22 protein-coding genes are annotated in these 20,889 nt (G+C 51.6%); 17 read left to right on the top strand and 5 right to left on the bottom strand.

What is annotated here, in order from left to right:
- Window positions 1–319: 319 nt before the first annotated feature.
- A complete protein-coding gene (locus VE23_RS25785) occupies window positions 320–481 on the bottom strand; it encodes a PH domain-containing protein (RefSeq protein ID WP_021879752.1) in 162 nt (53 codons plus the stop codon).
- 229 nt (window positions 482–710) lie between these two features.
- On the opposite strand from VE23_RS25785, the gene VE23_RS10075 reads away from it, so the two are divergent.
- The 7 genes from VE23_RS10075 (at window position 711) to VE23_RS26440 (ending at window position 5,195) form a co-directional block, all read left to right on the top strand.
- Window positions 711–1,265 carry a mycothiol transferase gene (locus VE23_RS10075; protein WP_069202454.1) on the top strand — a complete coding sequence of 185 codons (555 nt, stop codon included), beginning with the start codon at window positions 711–713 and terminating at the stop codon, window positions 1,263–1,265.
- A gap of 181 nt (window positions 1,266–1,446) precedes the next feature.
- Window positions 1,447–2,028: a GNAT family N-acetyltransferase gene (locus tag VE23_RS10070; protein WP_332310167.1), complete on the top strand. Its 582-nt coding sequence runs from the start codon at window positions 1,447–1,449 to the stop codon at window positions 2,026–2,028.
- Window positions 2,029–2,143: 115 nt separating this feature from the next.
- Complete coding sequence (locus VE23_RS10065) at window positions 2,144–2,449, top strand: hypothetical protein (protein ID WP_157053938.1); 306 nt, start codon at window positions 2,144–2,146, stop codon at window positions 2,447–2,449.
- Between the two features lie 90 nt (window positions 2,450–2,539).
- Window positions 2,540–2,878 carry a hypothetical protein gene (locus tag VE23_RS10060; protein ID WP_049867914.1) on the top strand — a complete coding sequence of 113 codons (339 nt, stop codon included), beginning with the start codon at window positions 2,540–2,542 and terminating at the stop codon, window positions 2,876–2,878.
- 95 nt (window positions 2,879–2,973) lie between these two features.
- Complete coding sequence (locus VE23_RS26445; protein WP_157053937.1) at window positions 2,974–3,216, top strand: hypothetical protein; 243 nt, start codon at window positions 2,974–2,976, stop codon at window positions 3,214–3,216.
- Window positions 3,217–3,571: 355 nt separating this feature from the next.
- Window positions 3,572–4,102: a dihydrofolate reductase family protein gene (locus VE23_RS10055; protein WP_049867913.1), complete on the top strand. Its 531-nt coding sequence runs from the start codon at window positions 3,572–3,574 to the stop codon at window positions 4,100–4,102.
- A 925-nt stretch (window positions 4,103–5,027) separates the two neighbouring features.
- A complete protein-coding gene (locus VE23_RS26440) occupies window positions 5,028–5,195 on the top strand; it encodes a hypothetical protein (RefSeq protein WP_157053936.1) in 168 nt (55 codons plus the stop codon).
- A gap of 9 nt (window positions 5,196–5,204) precedes the next feature.
- On the opposite strand, the gene VE23_RS10050 is transcribed toward VE23_RS26440, so the two are convergent.
- Complete coding sequence (locus VE23_RS10050) at window positions 5,205–6,023, bottom strand: helix-turn-helix domain-containing protein (RefSeq protein WP_049867912.1); 819 nt, start codon at window positions 6,021–6,023, stop codon at window positions 5,205–5,207.
- 131 nt (window positions 6,024–6,154) lie between these two features.
- On the opposite strand from VE23_RS10050, the gene VE23_RS10045 reads away from it, so the two are divergent.
- Both VE23_RS10045 and VE23_RS10040 read left to right on the top strand, forming a co-directional pair.
- A complete protein-coding gene (locus tag VE23_RS10045; protein ID WP_048744833.1) occupies window positions 6,155–6,928 on the top strand; it encodes a sugar phosphate isomerase/epimerase family protein in 774 nt (257 codons plus the stop codon).
- Window positions 6,929–6,947: 19 nt separating this feature from the next.
- Window positions 6,948–7,967: a Gfo/Idh/MocA family protein gene (locus VE23_RS10040; RefSeq protein ID WP_049867911.1), complete on the top strand. Its 1,020-nt coding sequence runs from the start codon at window positions 6,948–6,950 to the stop codon at window positions 7,965–7,967.
- Window positions 7,968–8,036: 69 nt separating this feature from the next.
- Here the strand turns inward: VE23_RS10040 and VE23_RS10035 are convergent, their stop codons facing one another.
- The gene (locus VE23_RS10035) at window positions 8,037–10,148 is read right to left on the bottom strand and encodes an alpha-amylase family glycosyl hydrolase (RefSeq protein WP_049869686.1); all 2,112 of its coding nucleotides are present in this window, start codon (window positions 10,146–10,148) and stop codon (window positions 8,037–8,039) included.
- A gap of 580 nt (window positions 10,149–10,728) precedes the next feature.
- Here VE23_RS10035 and VE23_RS10030 point away from each other — a divergent pair.
- The 6 genes from VE23_RS10030 to VE23_RS10005 all read left to right on the top strand — a co-directional run bounded on the left by VE23_RS10030 (window position 10,729) and on the right by VE23_RS10005 (window position 14,443).
- Window positions 10,729–11,169, top strand: a complete 441-nt coding sequence (locus VE23_RS10030; protein ID WP_049867909.1) for a DUF5412 family protein — start codon at window positions 10,729–10,731, stop codon at window positions 11,167–11,169.
- Window positions 11,170–11,184: 15 nt separating this feature from the next.
- On the top strand, window positions 11,185–11,679 hold the full coding sequence (locus VE23_RS10025; RefSeq protein WP_049867907.1) for an AAA family ATPase: 495 nt from the start codon (window positions 11,185–11,187) through the stop codon (window positions 11,677–11,679).
- A gap of 2 nt (window positions 11,680–11,681) precedes the next feature.
- Window positions 11,682–12,482 (top strand): phosphotransferase family protein, encoded by an 801-nt coding sequence (locus VE23_RS10020; RefSeq protein WP_049867906.1) that lies wholly within the window; start codon window positions 11,682–11,684, stop codon window positions 12,480–12,482.
- Between the two features lie 395 nt (window positions 12,483–12,877).
- Window positions 12,878–13,387: a hypothetical protein gene (locus VE23_RS10015; protein ID WP_048744836.1), complete on the top strand. Its 510-nt coding sequence runs from the start codon at window positions 12,878–12,880 to the stop codon at window positions 13,385–13,387.
- Window positions 13,353–13,688, top strand: coding sequence for a hypothetical protein (locus VE23_RS10010; RefSeq protein ID WP_048744837.1), 336 nt, complete (start codon window positions 13,353–13,355; stop codon window positions 13,686–13,688). The genes VE23_RS10015 and VE23_RS10010 overlap by 35 nt, the downstream gene beginning before the upstream one ends.
- Before the next feature lie 86 nt (window positions 13,689–13,774).
- The gene (locus VE23_RS10005) at window positions 13,775–14,443 is read left to right on the top strand and encodes a hypothetical protein (protein WP_049867905.1); all 669 of its coding nucleotides are present in this window, start codon (window positions 13,775–13,777) and stop codon (window positions 14,441–14,443) included.
- A gap of 222 nt (window positions 14,444–14,665) precedes the next feature.
- Here the strand turns inward: VE23_RS10005 and VE23_RS10000 are convergent, their stop codons facing one another.
- Window positions 14,666–15,289: an FMN-dependent NADH-azoreductase gene (locus VE23_RS10000; RefSeq protein ID WP_049867904.1), complete on the bottom strand. Its 624-nt coding sequence runs from the start codon at window positions 15,287–15,289 to the stop codon at window positions 14,666–14,668.
- A 229-nt stretch (window positions 15,290–15,518) separates the two neighbouring features.
- Between VE23_RS10000 and VE23_RS26985 the strand changes: the two genes are divergently transcribed.
- Complete coding sequence (locus VE23_RS26985; protein WP_164763018.1) at window positions 15,519–15,683, top strand: hypothetical protein; 165 nt, start codon at window positions 15,519–15,521, stop codon at window positions 15,681–15,683.
- Between the two features lie 112 nt (window positions 15,684–15,795).
- Here VE23_RS26985 and VE23_RS09995 read toward each other — a convergent pair whose 3' ends face one another.
- Window positions 15,796–17,229, bottom strand: coding sequence for a SpoVR family protein (locus VE23_RS09995; RefSeq protein WP_049867903.1), 1,434 nt, complete (start codon window positions 17,227–17,229; stop codon window positions 15,796–15,798).
- 626 nt (window positions 17,230–17,855) lie between these two features.
- Between VE23_RS09995 and helD the strand changes: the two genes are divergently transcribed.
- The gene (gene helD / locus VE23_RS09990; protein ID WP_049867902.1) at window positions 17,856–20,273 is read left to right on the top strand and encodes an RNA polymerase recycling motor HelD; all 2,418 of its coding nucleotides are present in this window, start codon (window positions 17,856–17,858) and stop codon (window positions 20,271–20,273) included.
- The last annotated feature ends 616 nt before the right edge of the window (window positions 20,274–20,889 follow it).

Raw genomic sequence — 20,889 nt, 5'->3', positions numbered from 1 at the left:
GTATACCCGAAATCATTTTTAATAGGACTGTAAGCGGATTCCAAGTGCCGATCATGGATCGGAATATGCTCTCGAAATGCCCTCAAATCAAGCATTGTACCCTCGACATACAAAACTTCCTCTATGGGTAGGCCAGTTCATCAACCAAGATTCAGCGGCTTTATCGTGAATTGCCGAAAGCGCAATTGCCATGTTCCGCAACAGAGGAATTTCGGAGGTATCCGAATACATAGAAGTGCCTGAGATAAAAGGGAGAAGATCTACAATCTAGAGGAACTCCAATGAAATTTCGCCTAGCAAAAGACTGACTTTAACTGGCTCATTGAAATGAATGGGATCGGTAAAAAAGAAGGATATCACGGACCAGCTTAAAACCCATTTGTATTTTTTCTTGAGGCATTAAATAAGATCCGTACTGATTTTGAAGCTCCTGCACCGAAACCGCAGAGGAATTTCCAAATAGGTCTCCTAACAGCGCCATAAATATCCTCCCATTAGTTGTGGAATCGTGACGTCTTGAATAGCATACGGATAAATATTCTGTATAGATAAGGCATCTACTTCCTTTTATTGTATAATAGGGGGGATTTGTGCAGGAATCGAACGTCTCGGAATGCTCCATAACAAAGCGCATCTATGAAAGAGGTCACTGGGAAAATAGAAGGATTTGCTTCCACCGAACATTTAAATGCATGACGCTAGAAGGAGGGATGATCATCGTGGACTCTTATATAATTTCGGAAATGGAAGGCTATTCGCCTCAAATCGGCAGACTCATTTCCATGATGAACTACGCTCGATATACGACGTATGAAAGCGTCAAGGATTTATCGAACCATCAACTAGATCATCTCGACGATGACGACAGCAATTCAATTGGGGCGTTATTGTTTCATATCGCCTCCATTGAATTTTTTTACCGAACATGGACCTTTGAAGATAGGGATCTCAATCTGGAAGAGAGGCAATTCTGGGATCCTGGAATAAAGCTCGGCGAGCTGGGCAGAGAGCATGTTAGAGGAAAGGACCTGGCCTATTATTTAGATCTGCTGACCGTAGAACGTTCCAAAACCTTGGAGTGTTTTCGAGGGCGGGAGGATAGCTGGCTGGATATAGAAAAGCCTTTAAATCATAAGCCGTCGAACCATTACTTTCACTGGTTTCATGTTTTTGAAGATGAGCTCAATCATAGAGGGCAAATCCGATTGTTGAGAAAGAAACGGAAACGGGCCGGAATACTTGAAGAGGGTAGTAGAGAAAGTTGATACCGAGGTGACTTATGTCTTTCAGTTTGCCATCCATAGAACAGATCAAGGACATTGAAAATGCCGAGATTGATTACATGACGGATCGGATGTCAGCCATTCAGGCTCGACCCGGAAATCCGGAAGGAATCGAGATTCAGCGATTCGGGAATGCAGTCTGTTCTTACAGCAAGACCATGACTTGGGCAAAGCAAGGGCTCGAACACCTCGATTTGAAGTGATTCCTTCGTTGGTGGATCAGAGCTTCCTTCGACGATTATCTGATCGGGGCTTCTATCAATCCGGCTTTCACACTTCAATGGTTAGTGAACCCCAAATCTATGCGGATGAATATTCCAATGGCATCACCTTGTTAGAATGCAGAGAAGATCAGTTGGAGCTGTATGCAGCGATTCATTGCCGAGGAACAGGGTTATCCGATGAGGGCATCCCCTATGTGTTGGAGAATAATAAGGTTTTGTATCACCGACCGGGATGGAAATTTTTTATCGCGTGCCTGGATGAAGTTCCGGCAGCGGCCGGTGTGATGTACAGCAAGGATAAAAAGGCATCCTTGACCTTCGCAGCTACGTTGCCCCAGTACCGAAATCGGGGCTTGCATCAGTGTTTATTGAGGAGACGGGTAGAAGAAGCCGTGAAGAACGATTGCAAGCTAGTCATCAGCCAGTGCTCATTTCAATCCCAAAGCCATAAAAATATGGAGCGCTTGGGCATGAAAATAGGTTATGTACGGGCATCTTGGACCGAGAGAGCAGCGGAGTAAGCAAACAGGATCCGGCCGACTCAAATTCAGGTCTTAGGTTCGAATGAGGTTTGGCTTCATTCACCTGCGGTCGATTGTGCCTGCCGGGATTCTAATTGGAAAGGTTGTGGAAGGAGTGAAAAGGATTGTTGCAGGCGGATTTTTTCTGTTAAGCGGAGTTCTGCTTTATTTAGGGGTACATCTTGCGGCGGCAATGTATCTTCCCCACATTACGGGATGGTCGACACCACCGGGGAAATATGGAACAGCGTTGAGAGAAACGGGAGGATATGCGGCAAACCTTTTTTCCATCCTGTTGATGATTGGGGGCAGCCTTATTTTGTTGATTGAACTTTATTTCCCACATGCAGCGGCAACATATAAAAAAGCGCTCGCGGAGAGAAATAGGGAATACGAAAAGAAACACAATCTAAGGGAATAAACCGGCCTCAGATACCACGTCGATAAAGACATGCCCAGGGGATAGGGGATAGTCGCAGCTTGAAGCTCGGTCTGGACAGGAGGCTTAGGATTGCAGCCAATTATACTTATTGTTCTAGCGCTTTCGTTGACGCATTGGTTTCTCAGGACGATTCTCTTTCGACTTCCGAAAGAAGAGTTGTCGAGATCAGGCAGAAGAGCGGATGCTTGGGGAAAAACGATTCTCGTGCTGCTGGCATTCGCCTTTGTCTTTCTGCTGCTTTTACAAGATCAGGCCATCAGCAAAAAGTGGCTCTGGATGGCGATTCTTTTCTGCGGCCAGGGCTTTCAGACCTTTATCGACTGGAAGTATCGAAAGCCGTTCAAAGAATATTTGGTTTCCCTTTTCGTTCTGATGCTCGGAGAAGCTTTGATCTTCTTCATTCTTTAAAAAGAAGCTATGTTAGCCTTCATTGTTGATACGGTTTTTTATTATGAATGCAGTTATTCTGGACCACCAGATCTGAACAATCGGTTAAACAGAAAGTGGTCGCTCATCTTGTTTCAAAAGGCTATAAAGAAAATGAGTTTAATATTGAAGTTAAATATAATAAATCAGGAGAAGGCAAGTCCGGAGGTCCCTACGCCATTAATGTAGTTTTTAACGATGAGCCGAACGTAATTTATGGTTATAAATATAACTATAAATCAGAAAACAAAGAAATAACACAAAATGGCGTTGCTCCTATGGAAGGTAAGAGTGATAAAAATTTTAAACATATGGAGTAATTCTTTCTTGCGTCATCCGCCTAACGAAGCACGATAACATTATTAAACCGCCCTTTACGGGCGTTTATTTTTTGGCTGATAATCAACATTGAGATTCAACATAGCCTAAAAAGAGAGGCTCTGTTATACGTCATTATTGTGTTTGTTCATTGAGTGAACGGGCAGTATAGTTAAACTTACCATCTTTCGTAAAATTAACTTTGTTTACGGTCAGGCCAGGTCTATGCACATTAGCAATCCAAGAGAAACAGGGTATGCTGTTGTATGATAAAGTGTTGACATAAAGGAGGTTGAATCTGGAACATGTAATCTTGATGATGAATGTGCGAGAAAACAAGGGAGGAGAGTCAGTCGCATGGCAAAGATCGTTTACGCATTGAACCAGTCTCTGGACGGATTTGTCGACCACGACCACCCGGAATTTCAGACCGGCCCCGAACTATTCCGTCATTTCATCGACGATGTGCGCAGCCTGTCGGGCATCCTGTACGGGCGCCGCATGTACGAGAACATGCGGGTTTGGGACGGAAGCGAATGGGGTGCACCGGAACGGGAATTCGCAGCGGCATGGCAAAGCAAACCGAAGTGGGTGGTGTCGAGGACGTTAAAATCCGTCGGTCCGAACGCTTCTCTGATCGAGGGCGACCTCGCAGCGGCCATACGTGGGCTGAAGGCCCAGCATGAAGGGGTAATAGAAGTTGCCGGGCCGGAGTTGGCCCACAGTCTAACGGAGCTCGGTCTCGTTGATGAGTATCGACTCTATCTCCATCCAGTCGTGCTGGGTCACGGCAAACCGTTCTTCGCCGGTCCGCGGCCGCCTCTGCGCCTCGTGGCAAGCGATCGAATTGGCGAGAATGTAATCAGGTTGACCTACGTTCCAGTTTAGTTGTGCGGTTGACCCAGTGGCCTTAAGGGCAGATTACTTTAATAGGGATTCTCCGGCTGTAGCGGCAGTTAGAGGATCCCGTATTCTTGAAAATTCGTTCAGTTATAGTTTTTTATGGAATTGACAATGGACCTAACGGAACACGATAGTTCAATTACCGGCACTTACCAGATCCGGACGGTGTTCGGACGTCATGAAACAGCCGCAGTGTAATATCCGCGGCTGTTTTTAAAGGCCTTCTACATGATGTTCCAATTTTGATTCGAGATATGTTCCAATCCACCAAACGGACGCAGCAAGCATGACCCAAACGGACAGAGACAGTATCATCCACAATGGTTTGGCCTAGAAAAGAATCAATCCGAAATAAGCTCAAAGAGCACAATGAAAAATGCATTGCCGTGTTCGCGCAAGTGTTTATACGACTCAACGTACTCTCGAACTGCGTCAGGCTCATCCTTCTGCTTTTTCTTGGCCCTGTGAATACCTAGGGTATAGGCAGAGGCTTTGCCTATCTCGAATTCCAAAAAAGACAAGCGTTTTGTTGCAGTTGCAGTTCTCTATTTAGCAGTGAGAGCAGTCATTCGTTTTTCAACTAACGGGAAACGTTAGCTCAATGAACCGCCCCCCACGTAGGGCGGTTTTCTTTAGTTGAAAATCGATATCAGGATTTAACATAGCCTAAAAAGAAAAAAGAAGGACACCATGCCGGAGCTTATCCGGCTGAGGCTGCCGGGGAATCTCGGCAGCCTTCTTTATTTGATCACAGCGTCTGTACCATACTTTTTTAGGTCAGCGGTTGTAAATCCGACCCTTAAAACTCCTTATATTATGAGGGGGTTATACGGAAAGCAGAATAATATGCTCTGGTTCGGTTGGTTTTAGCATGTTAAGACACTTTTGAATTTTGAAAGGAGTGCTGACGTTGTTTGGCGATGAAATTATCGACTGGCTGGCAGACAGGACAGAGGGAATAAGAAACACGACTGTTTATATGAGATTTGGTATCGCGATCTACGATGTGAAAAAAAGGATGCTGAAAAAAACAAATGAAGAGACCCCAAAAGAAATGAAGCGGTCTGAAAAGCAATAAAAAGGCATGTTAGTCCCGTTCGAGCTTCAATCCGGCCAGCGACTGTCGGGAGCGATAGAGGTAGGGCGAGATGCCGAAGCGGGCGCGGAACACCCGGTGAAAATAAGAGTAGCTGGCGAAGCCGCAAGCCTCGGCGATCTGCTCCAGTTTAAGCTCGCCGTACTTGATCTGCTCCACTGCGGCATTGAGGCGGATTTCAATCGCGTATTGGATCATGGTCTTGCCGTAATGCTCTTTGAACAGCCGGACGGCCCGCGACAAGCTGAGGCCTCCGTAAGCGGCGGCTTCCTCAAGCTTGAAGGTGGCCATGGCATGCTCTTCGATGAATCTCTTGATTTTCAGTGTCGCCATGCCCTTGCGGTCCGTCTGGACATTCTCGGCGATGGCCCGATCGATAGACAGGCAGAGGCTGCGCAGAAGAACATCCTTCAGCTCGTCATTTCCTTCCATTGAGCCCCGGCGCTTCTCCAGCATAAGGCTGCGCCACAAGCCGATCAGATTGTCGTCGGATCCGACCCGGCTGACCGTCGGGCGGACCTTGCGATCCCACCAGAGATCAATCCAGGAGCCTTGGCAAAACAAGTAATAATCTGCGCTGGACAAGCGTCCCTTTCTTAAAGGCTCCTCCACGACGAGATGGTAATCGTCGCCGGGCCGGAGCAGCAGCAGGTCGCCTCCGTTCAGGATATACTCTTGGCCGCCGGTGAACACCCGGCAGGAGCCTTCGGTCTGAAGGCGGAATAGGTAATGCTGCAGTCCGCTCTTCAAGTCCTGAGTAAAGGGTTTATAATGATTGGAATAGTCGCAGATAAGCAAAGATGTGTCCAAAAAGAAACCCTCCCCTTGGAATTCCGAGCAAATCGTTCATGTTCTAACGATATTGTATATGTTCATTTTAGGCTGTAATCCCCTAGAATGAAACCAGAGAATAAAACATGTCTGCAAAGGAGCTTGCCCATATGGAAAAACTTAACATCGGACTTCAATTGTTCACGCTGCGGGATGAAACCGCCAGAGATTTTGAGGGCACGCTTCGCAAAGTCGCGGAGCTTGGCTACAAAGGCGTCGAGTTCGCCGGTTACGGCGATTTGAGCGCCGATAAAATGAAAGCGCTGCTTGACGAGCTGGGCCTGCAGGGCTTCAGCAGCCACGTATCCCTGCAAGCTCTGCGCGAGGATCTGCAAAAAGAAATCGATTATTTGAAGGCGATCGGCGCCAAATACATGATTTGCCCTTATCTGATGCCGGAGGACCGTCCCCAAAGCGGCGAGGAATGGAGCCGGCTTTTCGCCGAGCTGCAGCAATTCGGCCTTGAAGCCGGCAAGCAGGGATTGATTTTCGGCTACCACAACCATGATTTCGAGTTCCATGGCCAAGTCGGCGGCGACAATGCTTTTGACGCCATGTTCAAGGAGACGACGCCGGAAGCGGTTCAGGTCGAGATGGACGTATGCTGGGTTCAATTCGCAGGCCGGAATCCCGTTGAGTACATCGGCAACTACGCCGGCCGCCTGCCGCTGCTGCATTTGAAGGATTTCAGCGCGGATGAGCAGGGTCAGATGAAAACGCTGGAGCTGGGACAAGGCACCGTCGATCTGCCTGCCGTCATCGAGGCTGCAGCGGAAGCGGGCGTGCAGTGGCTGATCGTGGAGCAGGACGTCTGCCAGAATCCGCCGCTGGAAAGCATCTCGAACAGCTACGAATGGCTGAAAAGCCACTATTTGAACGTTTAATTAAGGAGGAAGAGAAGCTATGAGCAAAATCAAAGTCGCTGTCATCGGTTGCGGCGCCATCGCCCAGCGCAGACATATTCCGGAGTACGCCGATAACGGGAACGTAGAGCTGGTCGCCTTTGCTGACCCTATTCTGGAGAGGGCCGAGAGTATGGCCGAGACTTATGGCGGCCAAGCCTTTGCTTCCTTTGAGGAGCTGCTCGCCCAAGCGGATGTTGACGCGGTGAGCATTTGCACGCCCAATCATCTCCATGCCTCCATGGCGATTGCAGCAGCCAACGCAGGCAAGCATGTTCTGGTCGAGAAGCCGATGGCTACGACGCTGGAAGAAGGGGAGCGGATGATCGAGGCCGCCCGGAATAACGGCGTTTTCCTGATGGTCGGACATAATCAGCGCCTCATGCCTCCGCATGTGAAAGCCAAGGAGATTCTGGATTCCGGAGAGCTCGGCAAGGTGCTCACCTTCCGTACCTCCTTCGGCCATCCCGGGCCGGAAGCTTGGAGCGTGGACGGCGCGGAGAGCTGGTTCTTCCGCAAGGACGAAGCCATCATGGGCGCCATGGGCGATCTCGGCGTGCATAAATCCGATTTCATCCGGTATTTGCTGAACGACGAGGTAGCGGAGGTCGCCGGCTTTATCGGTACCTTGGACAAGGAAGGCACGGATGTGGACGACAACGCCGCCTGCCTTCTGCGCATGAAGGGCGGAGCGATCGGAACGCTGGTCGCCAGCTGGACGCAGTACAAGGGCGGGGACAACAGCACGGTGCTGTGGTGCGAGCGAGGCGTCATGAAGATCGGCACGGTGGACGGCGACGAGGTCATCGTCGAGCCTGTCGACGGCTTGGTGGAAACGTACAAAGTCGGCGCCATGGCGACGAACGAGAAGCAAGTGCCGAGCGGAGTCATCGATGCCTTCGTGGACTCCATCGCGACGAATACGCCTCCGGCCATTTCGGGGGAAGAGGGCTTGAAGTCGCTGCAGGTCATTCTGGCAGCCTTTGAATCCCAGAGAACCGGACAGTTCGTCAAGCTCTAGAAAAAAAAGAAAGACCCGAAGCACGGACCCAGGGGGGCCGGCCTTCGGGTTTTTTCGTCTTCCGAAAAGTTACTGCCAGTTCACAACAACCGTCGCCGTCCCGGTAGCGGGAGTCGTGAAGGTATGATTGGAGCCGCCTTCCCAAGTGACCGCCGTTCCGTTCTTCTTGAAGAACTTGAACTGGAGAGCGGTGCCTGCCGGCACGCTGACATCGTAATACCAAGTCGGGTAAGCGTACAGGATCTTGTTGAAGATAGGTCCGATGGCGGCAGCTGGAGCCCAGTTGCCGAGCTCGGATACGCCGCCGGAGAGATAGACGTTCTCGCCCAGGGCCGTCGTTGCATTCTGAACCACGAAGCGCACCGAAACCTGGTTGCCGGTCAGAATGTTGAAGCCGTTGTACACATTGCTGTCGACCGCGCCGGAGGTGCGGATCTTGATGCCGTAGCTGCCGGCGGCGACGGAAGGAACCGTGACCTTGATCTGGGTATCTTCCCAGGAGACGATGCCCGTGCCTGTTACGGCTGTGCTGCCGAAGTATACGGTGCCCTTGGAGGAGCCGAAGCCGCGGCCGTCGATCGTGACCGTGTTGCCGGGCTTGCCCATGACCGGACCTGCATGGCCGACGACCGGAGCTGTCGCCGCAGCCGTGTATTGCCATACGGCCGTGCCGCCTGCAGCCAGGGTGAACGTGCCGACAGCTCCGCCGGATGCCGCCGTAATGCTGTTGCCTCCAAGCAGTCCGCCGAGAACGTCATTGTAGGTTCCCGCCGGGAGGGAGGTGACCAAGCCGCTGATGGATGCAGCCGTGGACAGGTTGCGGTTGACGGCTACGACCGCGACATTGTTGCCGAATTTGCGCTCATAGATATAGACGTCGTTGTTGATCCAGCGCTGCTGGGTCGTGCCGTAGGCGATGGCCGGATTGGATTTGCGCAGAGGTCCCAGCAGGCCGCTGACCTTGTAAGCGGTCGTCGTCGTGGAGAACGACGGCATCATCGCGCGGTTGTCGGGATCCGTGCCGCCAGTCATGTATTGCTCGGTGCCGTAGTAGATCGCCGGGACGCCGCGCGAGGTCAGCGTGAACGCAAGCGCCTGCTCGAGACGGCGGTTGCTCAAGGAACCGGTTTTGAAGCGTTCCATGTCATGGTTGTCGATGAACGTAACCTGATCGGATACTTGCGCATAGTCGGAGCCTGTCGCTGCGACCATGGCGTCCAGGCCGTACATCGTGTCCGTGCCGTCGCGGAAGACGCTGCGGACTTCTTGGTTGAAGCGGAAGTCGAGCAGGCTCATTCCGGATTCGTTGGCGAACTTGGTGTTGTCCGCCTCTGCGGCCGCAGATCCCATGAACCATTCTCCGAAGACGAAGACCGGCTTGTAGCCGTAGATGGAGGCGACCCAGTTCTTTTGCCAGCCCATGGACATATGCTTGGCCGCGTCGACGCGGATGCCGTCGATGCCGAGATCGAGCCAGACTTTGATCGCGTCTTTGAAATAGGTATCGATCGTGCTGTTGTTCTGCTCGAGATCCGCCAGGTCGTAGAGATTTTTGTAGATGCCGTTCTCGAGCGTGGAGAAGTCCGAGCCGCCGTTATGGTGGAAGAGGCCGTTCGTATCATTGGTATATCCGCCGAGCAGCGTGCCGTTGTTGTAGAGCTTGCCGTTCTCGGCAAAGGAAGTATCCGTCTCCATGGCTGGAGAGGTGTGGTTCGGCGCGAAGTCGATGATGACTTTGATGCCTTTCGCATGAGCCGCATTGATCAGGTTCTGGAAGTCCGTGAAGCTGCCGAAGGCAGGATTCGTTTTCTTGAAGTCGCGGGCCCAGTAGCCGTGATAGGCCGTATTGGTCACGCCGGAATAGTTGATGACGGAGTAGATGTTCTCTACAGGCTGGGAAATCCAGAGCGCCGTAACGCCCATGCCGGTAAAGTAGTTGTCGTTGATTTTGTTGACGATGCCTTGCCAGTCCCCTCCGCAATAAACGCGCTTGTTGGTGCAGCCGGAGCTGAAGGCCGCTCCCGTCGGATTGTTGGCGGGATTGCCGTCGGAGAATCGGTCGGTGAAGAGCTGGTAGATGACGTCCGTGCTGTAATTCTGCTTGTTGCCGACCGCGGTGTCCGGAGCGGCGGAAGCGAGGCCCATCGGCGCCGCAGGAGTGAGCTGGGCTCCGGCAAGCATCGTGGCAATGGCCGCTCCGGCAAGAATTCGTTTCAACGTCAGGTTCATCAAAATAACCGCCTTTCAAGCGAGTGATATGAAGCGCTTACACATACGGTTTTAAGTGCCTTTGCGATTTCGGAACGGAAGCCTCCTCTCGACAGAAATAAACCCCGGTTTTCTCCGCTGACGGAGTAACCGGGGTTGTCTTAAACCATCTGGTTTAAAAAGCATAGCCCTCAAATTAAGGTTGGCCCAGTCATCATAAGAAATGTTTGGCATCGCTGTCAATAGGAAAATCGGTCGTCTTGCGAACGTAAGGAAAGGGAATATGGACATGCATGCAAAGTCCCGGAATCCATGCAAAAGGGCAGAAAAATGGAGAGATGTGGAGAAGAAGCCTTATGAAGTCATTACCGTTATTTTACGGGAATGGTATAGTTGGGATGGAAACGAAGAGGAGGGATCGGTCCATCCGCTCGATAGGAGCGACAGCCGAAATGGATCTTCTCAGCCTGCCAGCCGGAGACGCGACTGCCTAGTCCGCGAGCCAGAGATGTGATCGGGAAGGAAAGTGAAAAGCTTGGATAGGAAATCACGGATGAACCTTTCCGATTGGCCTTCCGATCAGGAAGTCCGGCTTCAACGAAGACGAACCATCAAGCGAGCTGCAGGGATCGGTTTCTTTCGTTTCGCAGTCCTAGTTGGCATTGCCGTTTACTGGCTTTACTATCTAGGGGGAAGTCTGATGTCCGGTATGTGCTCGAATGAAATCGTCCATCGAGCTTTCCAGCCGAATGGCAGCTTGGAGCTGGTCGTATTCCAACGGGATTGCGGAGCGACAACGGGTTACAGCTATCAGCTGTCGATCCTTAAGCAAGGATTAGAATCAAATCGTTCGGGGAATGTGTTTATTTCAACGAAAGCGTTCCAAGCGGAATGGACAGGCCACAGTTCCGTTGCCGTAACCGGCGATGCGAGCGATGCTTTGAAAAGAAAAGATCGATATAGAGGAATCCGTATCCTGTACAACAAATCCTGAGAGGGAGGAAACATCATGAAGTTCATTCTCATATTCGGCCCGCAGGCCGTCGGGAAAATGACCATCGGGCATGAGCTGGCGAAGATAACCGAATTGAAGCTGTTTCACAATCATATGTCCATCGAGATTCTGCATCCTTTCTTCGGTTTCGGTTTCGAAACCTGGAGGATTTCAGATTTACTACGGCGCGAAATCTTTGAATCGTTCTCCGGCAGCGATCAGTATGGGCTCATTTTCACGTATGTGTGGGGGTTCGATCTGCAGGAGGATTGGAAGTTCGTGAACGAAATCTGCGGGATTTTCGAGTCGAAGGGTGCGGAGGTTTACTTTGTGGAGCTCGAAGCCGATCTGGAGGAGAGGCTGGCACGCAATTCGACCCCGTTTCGTCTTAAACAGAAGCCGACAAAACGGAATCTTGAGCAATCAAAACAAAATCTTCTCCGTTCGGCAGAAGAGCATCGATTCGATACAAGGACGATTAACAGCTGCTTATTGAAAGGAGGAATATAGAGATGAAAATCGGAGAGCTGCTTGGAAGAGGAAACACGGCCGATGTTTATCGCTGGGGGCGCACGGAAGTCGTCAAAATCCTTCATCAACGCGAGCATTCCGAGCATGAGGCTAAAAAAGAAGCGCGGAATGCGGAAGCCGTTCAATCCCTAGGTCTGAAAACGCCGGCTTTCGGTGGATTAGTCGAGATTGAAGGCAAGACCTGTCTGATTTATGAACGGATAGACGGTCCTACGATGCTGAGTCGGATTGAGAGGACGGAATCAAGCGTTGTCCACTATGCCAGAATGATGGCGCAGCTTCAGTTCGACATTCACCAAGCCGAGGTTCCATTTGACCCCAGCCTTAAAAGGGAGCTGTCTCATCAAATTCAAACGGCAGCGGTTCTGAATGAAGCGGAAAAAGAAGCCGTGCTCTCAAAGGTGAAAAGCCTGCCCGAGGGCAAGAAATTATGCCATTACGATTTTCATCCTGGCAACATTATTCTTTCTCCGAATGGGCCGGTTGTTATTGATTGGATAAATGCAATGGTGGGGAATGAAGCGGCGGATGTCGCCAGAACCTCCATGATGCTGCGTTCGCATGCCGTCCCGCGAGATACTCCGGACTGGCTGCTGGAAAGAGTGCTGCGGAAGCTGTTTCATGATGAGTATAGGAAAGAATACATGCTGTTGTCCGGCATGGGATGGAAGGCTGTCGATGAGTGGATGGCTCCCGCGCTGGCGGCTCGAATCGGCGAAGTCCAGAACCTAGAGCGGAACGAGATTGTTCATTGTTTAAGAGAGATTTTAAAAAATGAGTGAGCGGCCTGGAGAGCAATCATCCTCGCAGCTGCTTCTCTCAAATCCATCTTCTTCTGAATTCATGGCTGAACGAGGATTCTGCCGGCGGGCAAGGAATGAGGGTCATCCTTCATGCGCCAAGTCCGACAGCGGCCAATCCGCTTGCAGACGCAAGGCTTTGTACGTTCGATTTTGTTATTCGACAGCTTTTTCTTGCCATCGGCTGGAGAGAAACACGGGTTTGCAAAGTTGGAATAAAGTCCAAACCTTACTCGTATCTTGGGATGTGCAACTGATAGGAGGTGTAAGCGGGGTTGTTGCAAGCTCTTGTTTGTCCCTTTATGTCGATAAAAAAGAGTTGTATGTAATGGCATAGCTTGGCATATCTTCTATAGAGATCAATTCAGGAAGAAGTGATGGCGTTGTCGATGGATCAAAAACAGGTTCTTGCCAACGCGAAGCGCTTAAGGGCAAAATTCCACGGTTCTTTAATGCCGAATTTGCTCAAAGCGGTTGAAGCGGAGGGTCGGGAGATCCAGAGCCAAATAAGCACTTTCAAGCCTTCCTCCTCTTTGAAGATGTCTAAACGAAATCCACTCCAGGAACCGGCTGTTTCCCCGCCTGAAAACGTTGAACAGCATTCTGCTCAGCTGACGCTTCTTGTTCAGCCGGAAATAGGAAGGCTGCTGGATGAGCTTGTTTACATGAATGCAGCTGCAGATCGGCAATCAGCGGCGGAAGTCATCTTTCAAATGGGAATCAAGATGAGCAGAGAAACCATCCGCGCTCATTTCGATTTAAGGACGCAGCTGCAAGAGATAAGCGATCGATTTAAAGTCTCGTTGTGCGATGACAAGCGGATGGATACTAGCCCAAATAGGAGTGATCCTCATGAGCATGCCCAATGTCCCGAATATCAGGCCTGATATTCAGCTCAAGCGACATGATGTACTGAATCTTCTTTTGTCTTCGATCGCATTGGAAGAGATGGGCTTGTCCAACATCATCAACGCCGAAGGTGAAAAACTGCAAAAGGTCATTCATGCGGAAGAGAGCAGCTCGAAGGATTTGATGGAAGTCAATGAAAGCGTGGAGCGCATGATGCGCATCATTATCAAAAACCAGATGCTCCTGCAGTTCAAGCTGGAGGATGTGATCAAGCTCGAGAAATCCTCGTTCCAAGACGAATATCAGGACGAGTATCACGACGAGATTCACGAAGAGTAAGGTGAGGTAGGTGTATGACTCTTCATTCATCCACAAGTTCGGAATGGTCTGCCATAGTCACCTGGATAGCCAGGGAAGAACTGTCGTTGTCCAAGCTGGTGTTGTTTCGAATTCGAGCATCCAGCAAAACGATGGATCAGGATGATCTAATGACGCTGAAATCGATGGCGAAGACGCTGACATACGGAAAAATGTCGCAAAGGCTCGTATGGGATCGTCTAACCATGATTTCGGATACCTTCTCCTTCAAGAGCGGCGAAATTGACGCCATTCTTTTGGAGTCCATGGATATCTTTCACCAAGCCATCACGGAATTCCTGAACCTGTTGAATAAGCACTTAAAATCAAATAAAATCTATACGGTCGAAAATAATCATAAAGAACTGTGCCCGAACGTCTTGTTGACGCAGCTTTTAAGCACAGCATGGGATCTGCTGGAAAGTTATGACAGCATTCGATTCCGCTATGCTTCCTTGTGCGCGGGTCCAGAGACATCCAAGCGGATAAGCAGCGTTCAACCGGGATGGCTTGTGCCGCTATCCTCGGTTATTACTCTCTGTCATCAAATACTGCTCAGACATTCAGCTTCCTCATCGGAAGCTTTTTCCTACATTCATAAGATGAGAAGCTTTGTTCTGAGCACGACGCTTCTGTTCCGCCAGCATTCATCCCTGTCTGACCGGGAAGACAGGACGGGCAGCGGGAACAAGGAAATGAACAACTCGCGCACCAAGCCGTCCATTTTTTATAAATGACGGACGCTTTTTATGCATGAACCCATTTACATGTCCATTATGGCCGTTAAATTCAATGATACAGGCAAGGAGACAATCTCGCATGGACAGGAAAGACCAAGCAAGCGGAGCAGGGCATTCCCTCTCCTGTTGGCTCGATAGTCGAGCTTTGGCCAACAGGATTGAACAAACGTAAAGCCCCTTCCCGGCTATCCGGAAAGGGGCTTTTGTCATGAAGAGCTCTTAGAAAGCAGCGGCTTCGGCTTTGACTTTATCCAGACCTTCGCTGACGATGTCGGCAGCGCGGTCACGGAATTGGTTGTGGCCTTCGATGACGATTTCCTGGGCTTGTACGCCGAACAGGCCGAATGCGCCTTTGAGAGGACGGAGAGCCGATTCGAAGTCTGCCATAGGGGCCGTGGAGTATACGCCGCCGCGAGCGCTCAGCAGAGCGACTTTTTTGCCGGTTGCGAGGCCTACAGGACCTTCAGCCGTGTAGCGGAACGTCTTGCCTGCTTGCGCCAGGTAAGCGACATAGTTGATCAGCGGAGCCGGAGCGGTGAAGTTCCAGAGCGGAACGGTAATCACGACTTTGTCGGCTTCGAGGAATTGGTTGACGTATTTCGTGACGAGCTCGACAGCTGCCTGCTCCTCAGGAGTCGTGTCGATGCCTTGTCCAGCCTTGAACATGCCGGTCATGGCCGTGTTGCCGTAGAAAGGAAGCACTTCCTCGTACAGGTCCAGCTCGGTTACCGTGTCGTTCGGGTGAGCGGCTTTATAGGATTCGAGGAACGTATTGTACATTTGGACGCTGATCGCTTGATCAGCCGGACGGTCGTTCGCTTTAACAAAAAGAATGGATGCCATGATGGAAAGGTCTCTCCTTGTGTCTTTAAAATGTATTTGCAATAGTGACAGTATACATCGATAACGAAAATAATGCAACTAAACAAACGGAAGTGAAATCCTGCCTTTTTAGGTTTCCTCATCCGCTCTAGATACATGCCAGGACTTTGTTGGAAACCTTACTCTATGGGTAAATAAAGGAAACAGATACTACCTTCGCATCCACATTTCATTAAAAAGGTGGTTCTATATGGCGTCTAAAGGGCTTGAAATTCTCATTGCCATGATGTTGGGCTTCTTCACCGGCATCCTGCTCAGCGGAAATGGCATGCATGTTCAGGAGAGCGGAATCCAGATCCTGCTCGGATGCATCTTTTGGCTGCTTGCATTCTCCTACTTGAAGCGCCGCCCGTGACGTACAATTCCATCAGAGACGGCATCCTTGCGATGCCGCAGCAACAGCCGGCCCCAATAGGAGCCGGCTGTTTCCATGGTTTCTATACCGTTTCATCAAAACAAATTAACGTTCAAATAAACTTCCGGCTCGTCTTCTTCCCGTCGCAGCTGAAGACGATTTTCTTGTCCTCGACGACTGTCTCCAGATGCACGGATTTGCCCCAGAGGGCGACGACATGGGGGAGCGTGCGCTCCACATACTTCAGGTCCAGCTCCACGCCTTCATAATGGTGGACCAGGTACAGCTCGCCTGCCCGGTTGAAATCGCCGTTATGCACCTCGATGACGGGAAATCCGCCGTTGACGCGGGAGTAGACGAGCTGCTCGCGGATGTTTTTCCACGCCTTGTCGGTGATTTTCCATTCGGGGCCCTTCTTCTCGAAAATGTACAGGTCGAGATCGTCGACCAGTTTTTTGGTCAAGTAATTGCGGAGGAAGGAGGTGTCGGAGTCCAGCTCCCGGACCTCGAATATTTTTTCCCTGCCCCTTCCGGGCTTGTAGCCGAAGCGGCGCTGGTCTTCCTCCGTCGGGTCCTCCCAGCGCTTCTCGATATCCTCGAATATTTTCAGCCCCAGGTAATATGGGTTCAGGCTGCCGCGGCCCGGCACGACGACGGAGGCGTTCAGCTTGGCGAACTCGATCGTCTCCTCGCTGTCGAGATCCATCTCGCGGATAATCCGCTGATGCCAGTAGGAAGCCCAGCCCTCGTTCATGATCTTGGTTTCCATCTGCGGCCAGAAATAGAGCATTTCCTCGCGCAGCATGCTCATGATGTCCCGCTGCCAGTCGGCGAGATGGGCCGAATGCTCCTCAATGAACCAGACGAGGTCCTTCTCGGGACGAAGGGGGAACTTCGGCGGCTCCGGCGGTCCCGCCTCTTCTTCCAACGAGACCTCCTCCAGCCGCCACAGGTCGTCATACTCTCCAGGCGGCCGCTCCTCCGCGTTCTCGGCTTCCCTGCGCAGGTATTCGTCTCGCTTCGACTTGTCGAGCTGGCGGGGCTTCACAAGAGTCGGATCGATATGCTCTTGAATCGCGAGCACGGAGTCGATAAAACGCTCGACGGTCTCCGTTCCGTAGAGCATCTCGTACTGGCCGACCCGCTCGGCCGTCGCGGACATGCTCTCGACCATGTCCCGGTTGGTGCCGGAGAAGCGGGCGTTGTTCTTGAAAAAGTCGCAGTGGGCGAGCACATGGGCGACGATGAGCTTGTTCTGGATGAGCGAGTTGCCATCGAGCAGGAAGGCGTAGCAGGGGTTCGAATTGATGACGAGCTCGTAGATTTTGCTGAGGCCGAGATCGTACTGCAGCTTCATTTTGTTGAACGTCTTGCCGAAGCTCCAATGGCTGAAGCGCGTCGGCATGCCGTAAGCGCCGAACGTATAGATGATGTCTGCCGGGCAGATTTCATACCGCATCGGATAGAAGTCCAGGCCGAAGCCTGCGGCGATTTCCGTAATCTCGTCGATCGCCCGCTCCAGCTGGCGGATGTCGTCCTGAGTCATAAGCTCAATCCCTCCGTGCCGAGATAAGTAAGGTTCATACCCACTGTATGCTCCGGTGGACGGGACTATGAGCGGCGATATGGAGAGCATGGACGGCTCTCCGGATTTCTTCCATGAAGCCATGCAGGAAATAGGAGCCGGAGAGGCCGGCGTAGGTAACTTCCTTTATCCCGAGAGGGAGCGGGCCATGCCCAAAAAAAATGACCCTCCGGCATAAAGCCAGGGGTCCAAGGTGCTGCTATATTCAAAGGGGGGTCATGTCCTTATTATAAAACCGCTTTCTTAAAAAAAGCTGAAGAGGACATTTCAGTTGCATGACAATTCATTGCAGCACGGTTTAGGCTCGAACAACTTATCTGGTCCTTGCGATGTGCCGGGAAATCGAAGACGTTTATCGGAACGGCCCGGCGGTCCGAGTCCGCGTCCACCTTTGCTAGAAACACAAGCAAAAAAACATATTGAACGCAAAAAAGCGCTATGATAAAATCTATAGCGGAATTAAATTTAATGAAATTGTGGGTGCAAATATTCTTTTCCTAATCTAATTCTACATCTGGAACTCTGATTTTGTCAAGGCTCTTTTTTTGCCCCAGAAAAAGGAAGACGAGGAGTGTGTTGAGGGAGAGATGGAAGCGGAGGATTGGAAGCAGGAACAGGAGCGGTTGGAGCAGGTCCGGAACAAGCTGCAGGCGAGAATAAACGAACTGGAGCCGGAGGTTGCCGGATTGCACGGCCAAGCTGCGGACATCCGCAAGCGGTTTTGGGAAGATGTGACGATCAACACCAGCACGGACGAAGATTTTGAAGAGACGTTCCATACGATCAACCAGCAGTCCGCGGTATTGGCCGAACGGGAGCGCGGCCACAAGCTGCTGGCGCAGCAGTGGAAAAGCATGAAACGTCTGCTTCCTTCGCCCTATTTCGGACGCATCGATTTCAAGGAGGAAGGGCTGGGACTCTCCGAGCAGATCTATATCGGCGTTTCTTCCTTTGTCGACGAGGACGGCTTGAGCTTTCTGATCTATGACTGGCGGACGCCGATCGCGAGCCTATATTACGACCATTCCCCCGGCCCGGCTTCTTATGTTACGCCCGCTGGACCCATCGAAGGGACGATGGAGCTCAAAAGGCAGTTTCAAATTCATGACGGGCACATCCGCAACATGTTCGACGCGAGTGAAACGATTGGAGACGAGCTGCTCCAGCAGGTGCTGGGCAAAGGCGCGGACTCGCAAATGAAGAGCATCGTAGCCACGATCCAGAAGGAGCAAAATGCGATTATCCGCAATGACAAAAGCCGGATGCTGATCGTCCAGGGGGCGGCTGGAAGCGGCAAAACTTCCGCGGCCCTGCAGCGGGTGGCGTACTTGCTCTACAAGCACCGCCAGACGATCAAGGCCGACCAGATCGTTCTCTTCTCCCCCAATCCGATGTTTGCCAGCTATATCTCCACGGTTCTTCCGGAGCTCGGTGAAGAGAACATGCAGCAGACGACTTTTCAGGAGTATCTCGACTATTGGCTAGGTCCATCGCTCCGTCCGGAGGATCCCTTTGACCAAATCGAATATGTGCTGACCGCTCATGGAGCGCCGGGGCATGAGGCTCGTCTTCAGGGGATCGAATACAAAGCTTCCGAGCCTTTCCTGCAGGCGCTGCGGAGCTATGGAGCCTGGTTGGGACAGGAAGGCATGCGATTCAACAGAATTCGGCTTCGGGACCGCGATCTGATTGCCGCGGAGCGGATGGAAGCGGAATTTTACGGCTATGACCGTTCCCTGCCTTTGTTCAATCGGGTCGTATTGCTGCAGGAATGGCTTCTGCACGAGCTGGCTTTGCTGGAACGCAAGGAACGGAAAGCGGCTTGGGTCCAGGAGGAGCTGGATTATCTCGATACCGATCAGTACGCGGAAGTTTTCGGGATGCTTCATAAAGAAAGGGAGCTGTTCGACCTTGCGGAGCATTACGCCGCAGTCCGCGAGAAAATCATCCAGAAGCGCAGGGAAGATGAAAGCGACTTTGACTTCGCCCAGAGGGAGGAGGAGCTGCTCCGCCGCAGCATCGTGAAGGAGCTCTTCAAGCCGCTGAGGAAAAGCGTGAGAAGATTCATGTTTATTGATGCCGAAGGCATTTACGGTCAATTGTTTGCCGACGAAGCCGCTTATCGGGAGCGGACAAACGGGGCGGCAGTCCCCCCGCTGTGGCCCGAGATATGCAGGCAAACGAAGGAAGCGCTGCTCCGGAACGAGCTGCTCCACGAGGATGCGACGCCGTACTTGTATCTGAGAGAACTGATCGAAGGGGTGCGGACGAATACGGAGATCCGGCATGTCTTCGTTGATGAGGGCCAGGACTATTCGATGTTTCAATACGAGTATCTGAAAAAGCTGTTTCCGCGCGCCAGAATGACCGTGCTCGGCGACTTCGGGCAAGCGATCTTCGTTCAGGCGACAAGCTTGGACGCATCCGATTCGCCTCTGCTCCGTCTTTTTGGAGAAGCCGACACGAGCCTTGTCCGTCTTGTGCGCAGCTATCGTTCAACGAGGCAGATTGTGGAATGGACAAAATCGATGCTTCCCGGCGGGGAAGAAATCGAATCGTTTGAAAGGGGAGGCCGCAAGCCCCTTCTGACGAGGCTGGACAGCGTCGAGATGCGTGACGCCCGGCTGCTGGCAGACATCGCGGAGCTCAAGGGCGAGGGCTTCGAATCCATCGCTGTCATAGCGAAGACGGCAGCCGAAAGCCGGGAGGCTATTGCCTCGCTGCGGGCTCATGGCGGCGAAGCTCTCCAGCTCATTACGAAGGAGACGCCGGACTTCGAAAAAGGCGTAATGGTCCTTCCCGTGTATCTCGCCAAGGGTGTCGAATTCGATGCCGTGCTGGTCTATGAGGCCTCGTCCGAGGCTTACGGCCGGGACAGCGAACGCAAGCTTCTGTATACGGCATGCACGCGGGCCATGCACCGGCTTCATCTTTACTCGACGGGCGATTGGTCGCCGTTCGTGCAGGGATTGCCGGCGGATTTGTACGAGACAGCGCCCTATTGATGGATCGGAACCAAAAGCGGCCGGAAGAAGTCGGAAATTTCGAAGCCGTTCATACGGACCCGAAGCTGATGAAGCATGGACCGCGCGGATCGGCACCGATTCGCTCACAGCAGATAGCCTTGGCCTTTAGCGGCCAAGGCTTTTTTTTGTGCTGTTTTTTTGCCCGTTTGCACAGAAGCCAGTCAGAGCCTTCCGATCCTGCTTCACCATTGAACAACTGCTCGACAGAAGCGCAAGGGACTATTGTCCAGCCTGGAAGGATATAATTTCATCATCATCTCCATCCGTTTCTTTGCGCTCCTCCATTAAATGAGCATGCGTCTTTGTCTGCGTTTGCAGCTCCTGGAAAGCGCCGGCCAGAAATACATCAGAGCTTTTTGGAGAGGTTCAATTTCCACGAGTATTTTATTTCGAGATGTTTTTGGTCTAAATGGTTCGGCATTAAAGCAGCCGGGGTAAATTTGCTTTGGAAGCCGAGGGCGGAGGCAAGATTTTTCGTCCTTCAAGCAGCATACGCTCCGGGAAGAATCCCGTTTACAGAAGTTGGCTTCGGGTGTACGATACATCATGTTTCTCCAGCTGGGGCAAAGTAATTATTCACGCTGCGCACGATGCG

This window comes from Paenibacillus sp. D9, from assembly GCF_001188365.1.
GTDB lineage: Bacteria > Bacillota > Bacilli > Paenibacillales > Paenibacillaceae > Paenibacillus_O > Paenibacillus_O humicus.
This window is presented reverse-complemented; position numbering and strand designations above follow the sequence as displayed.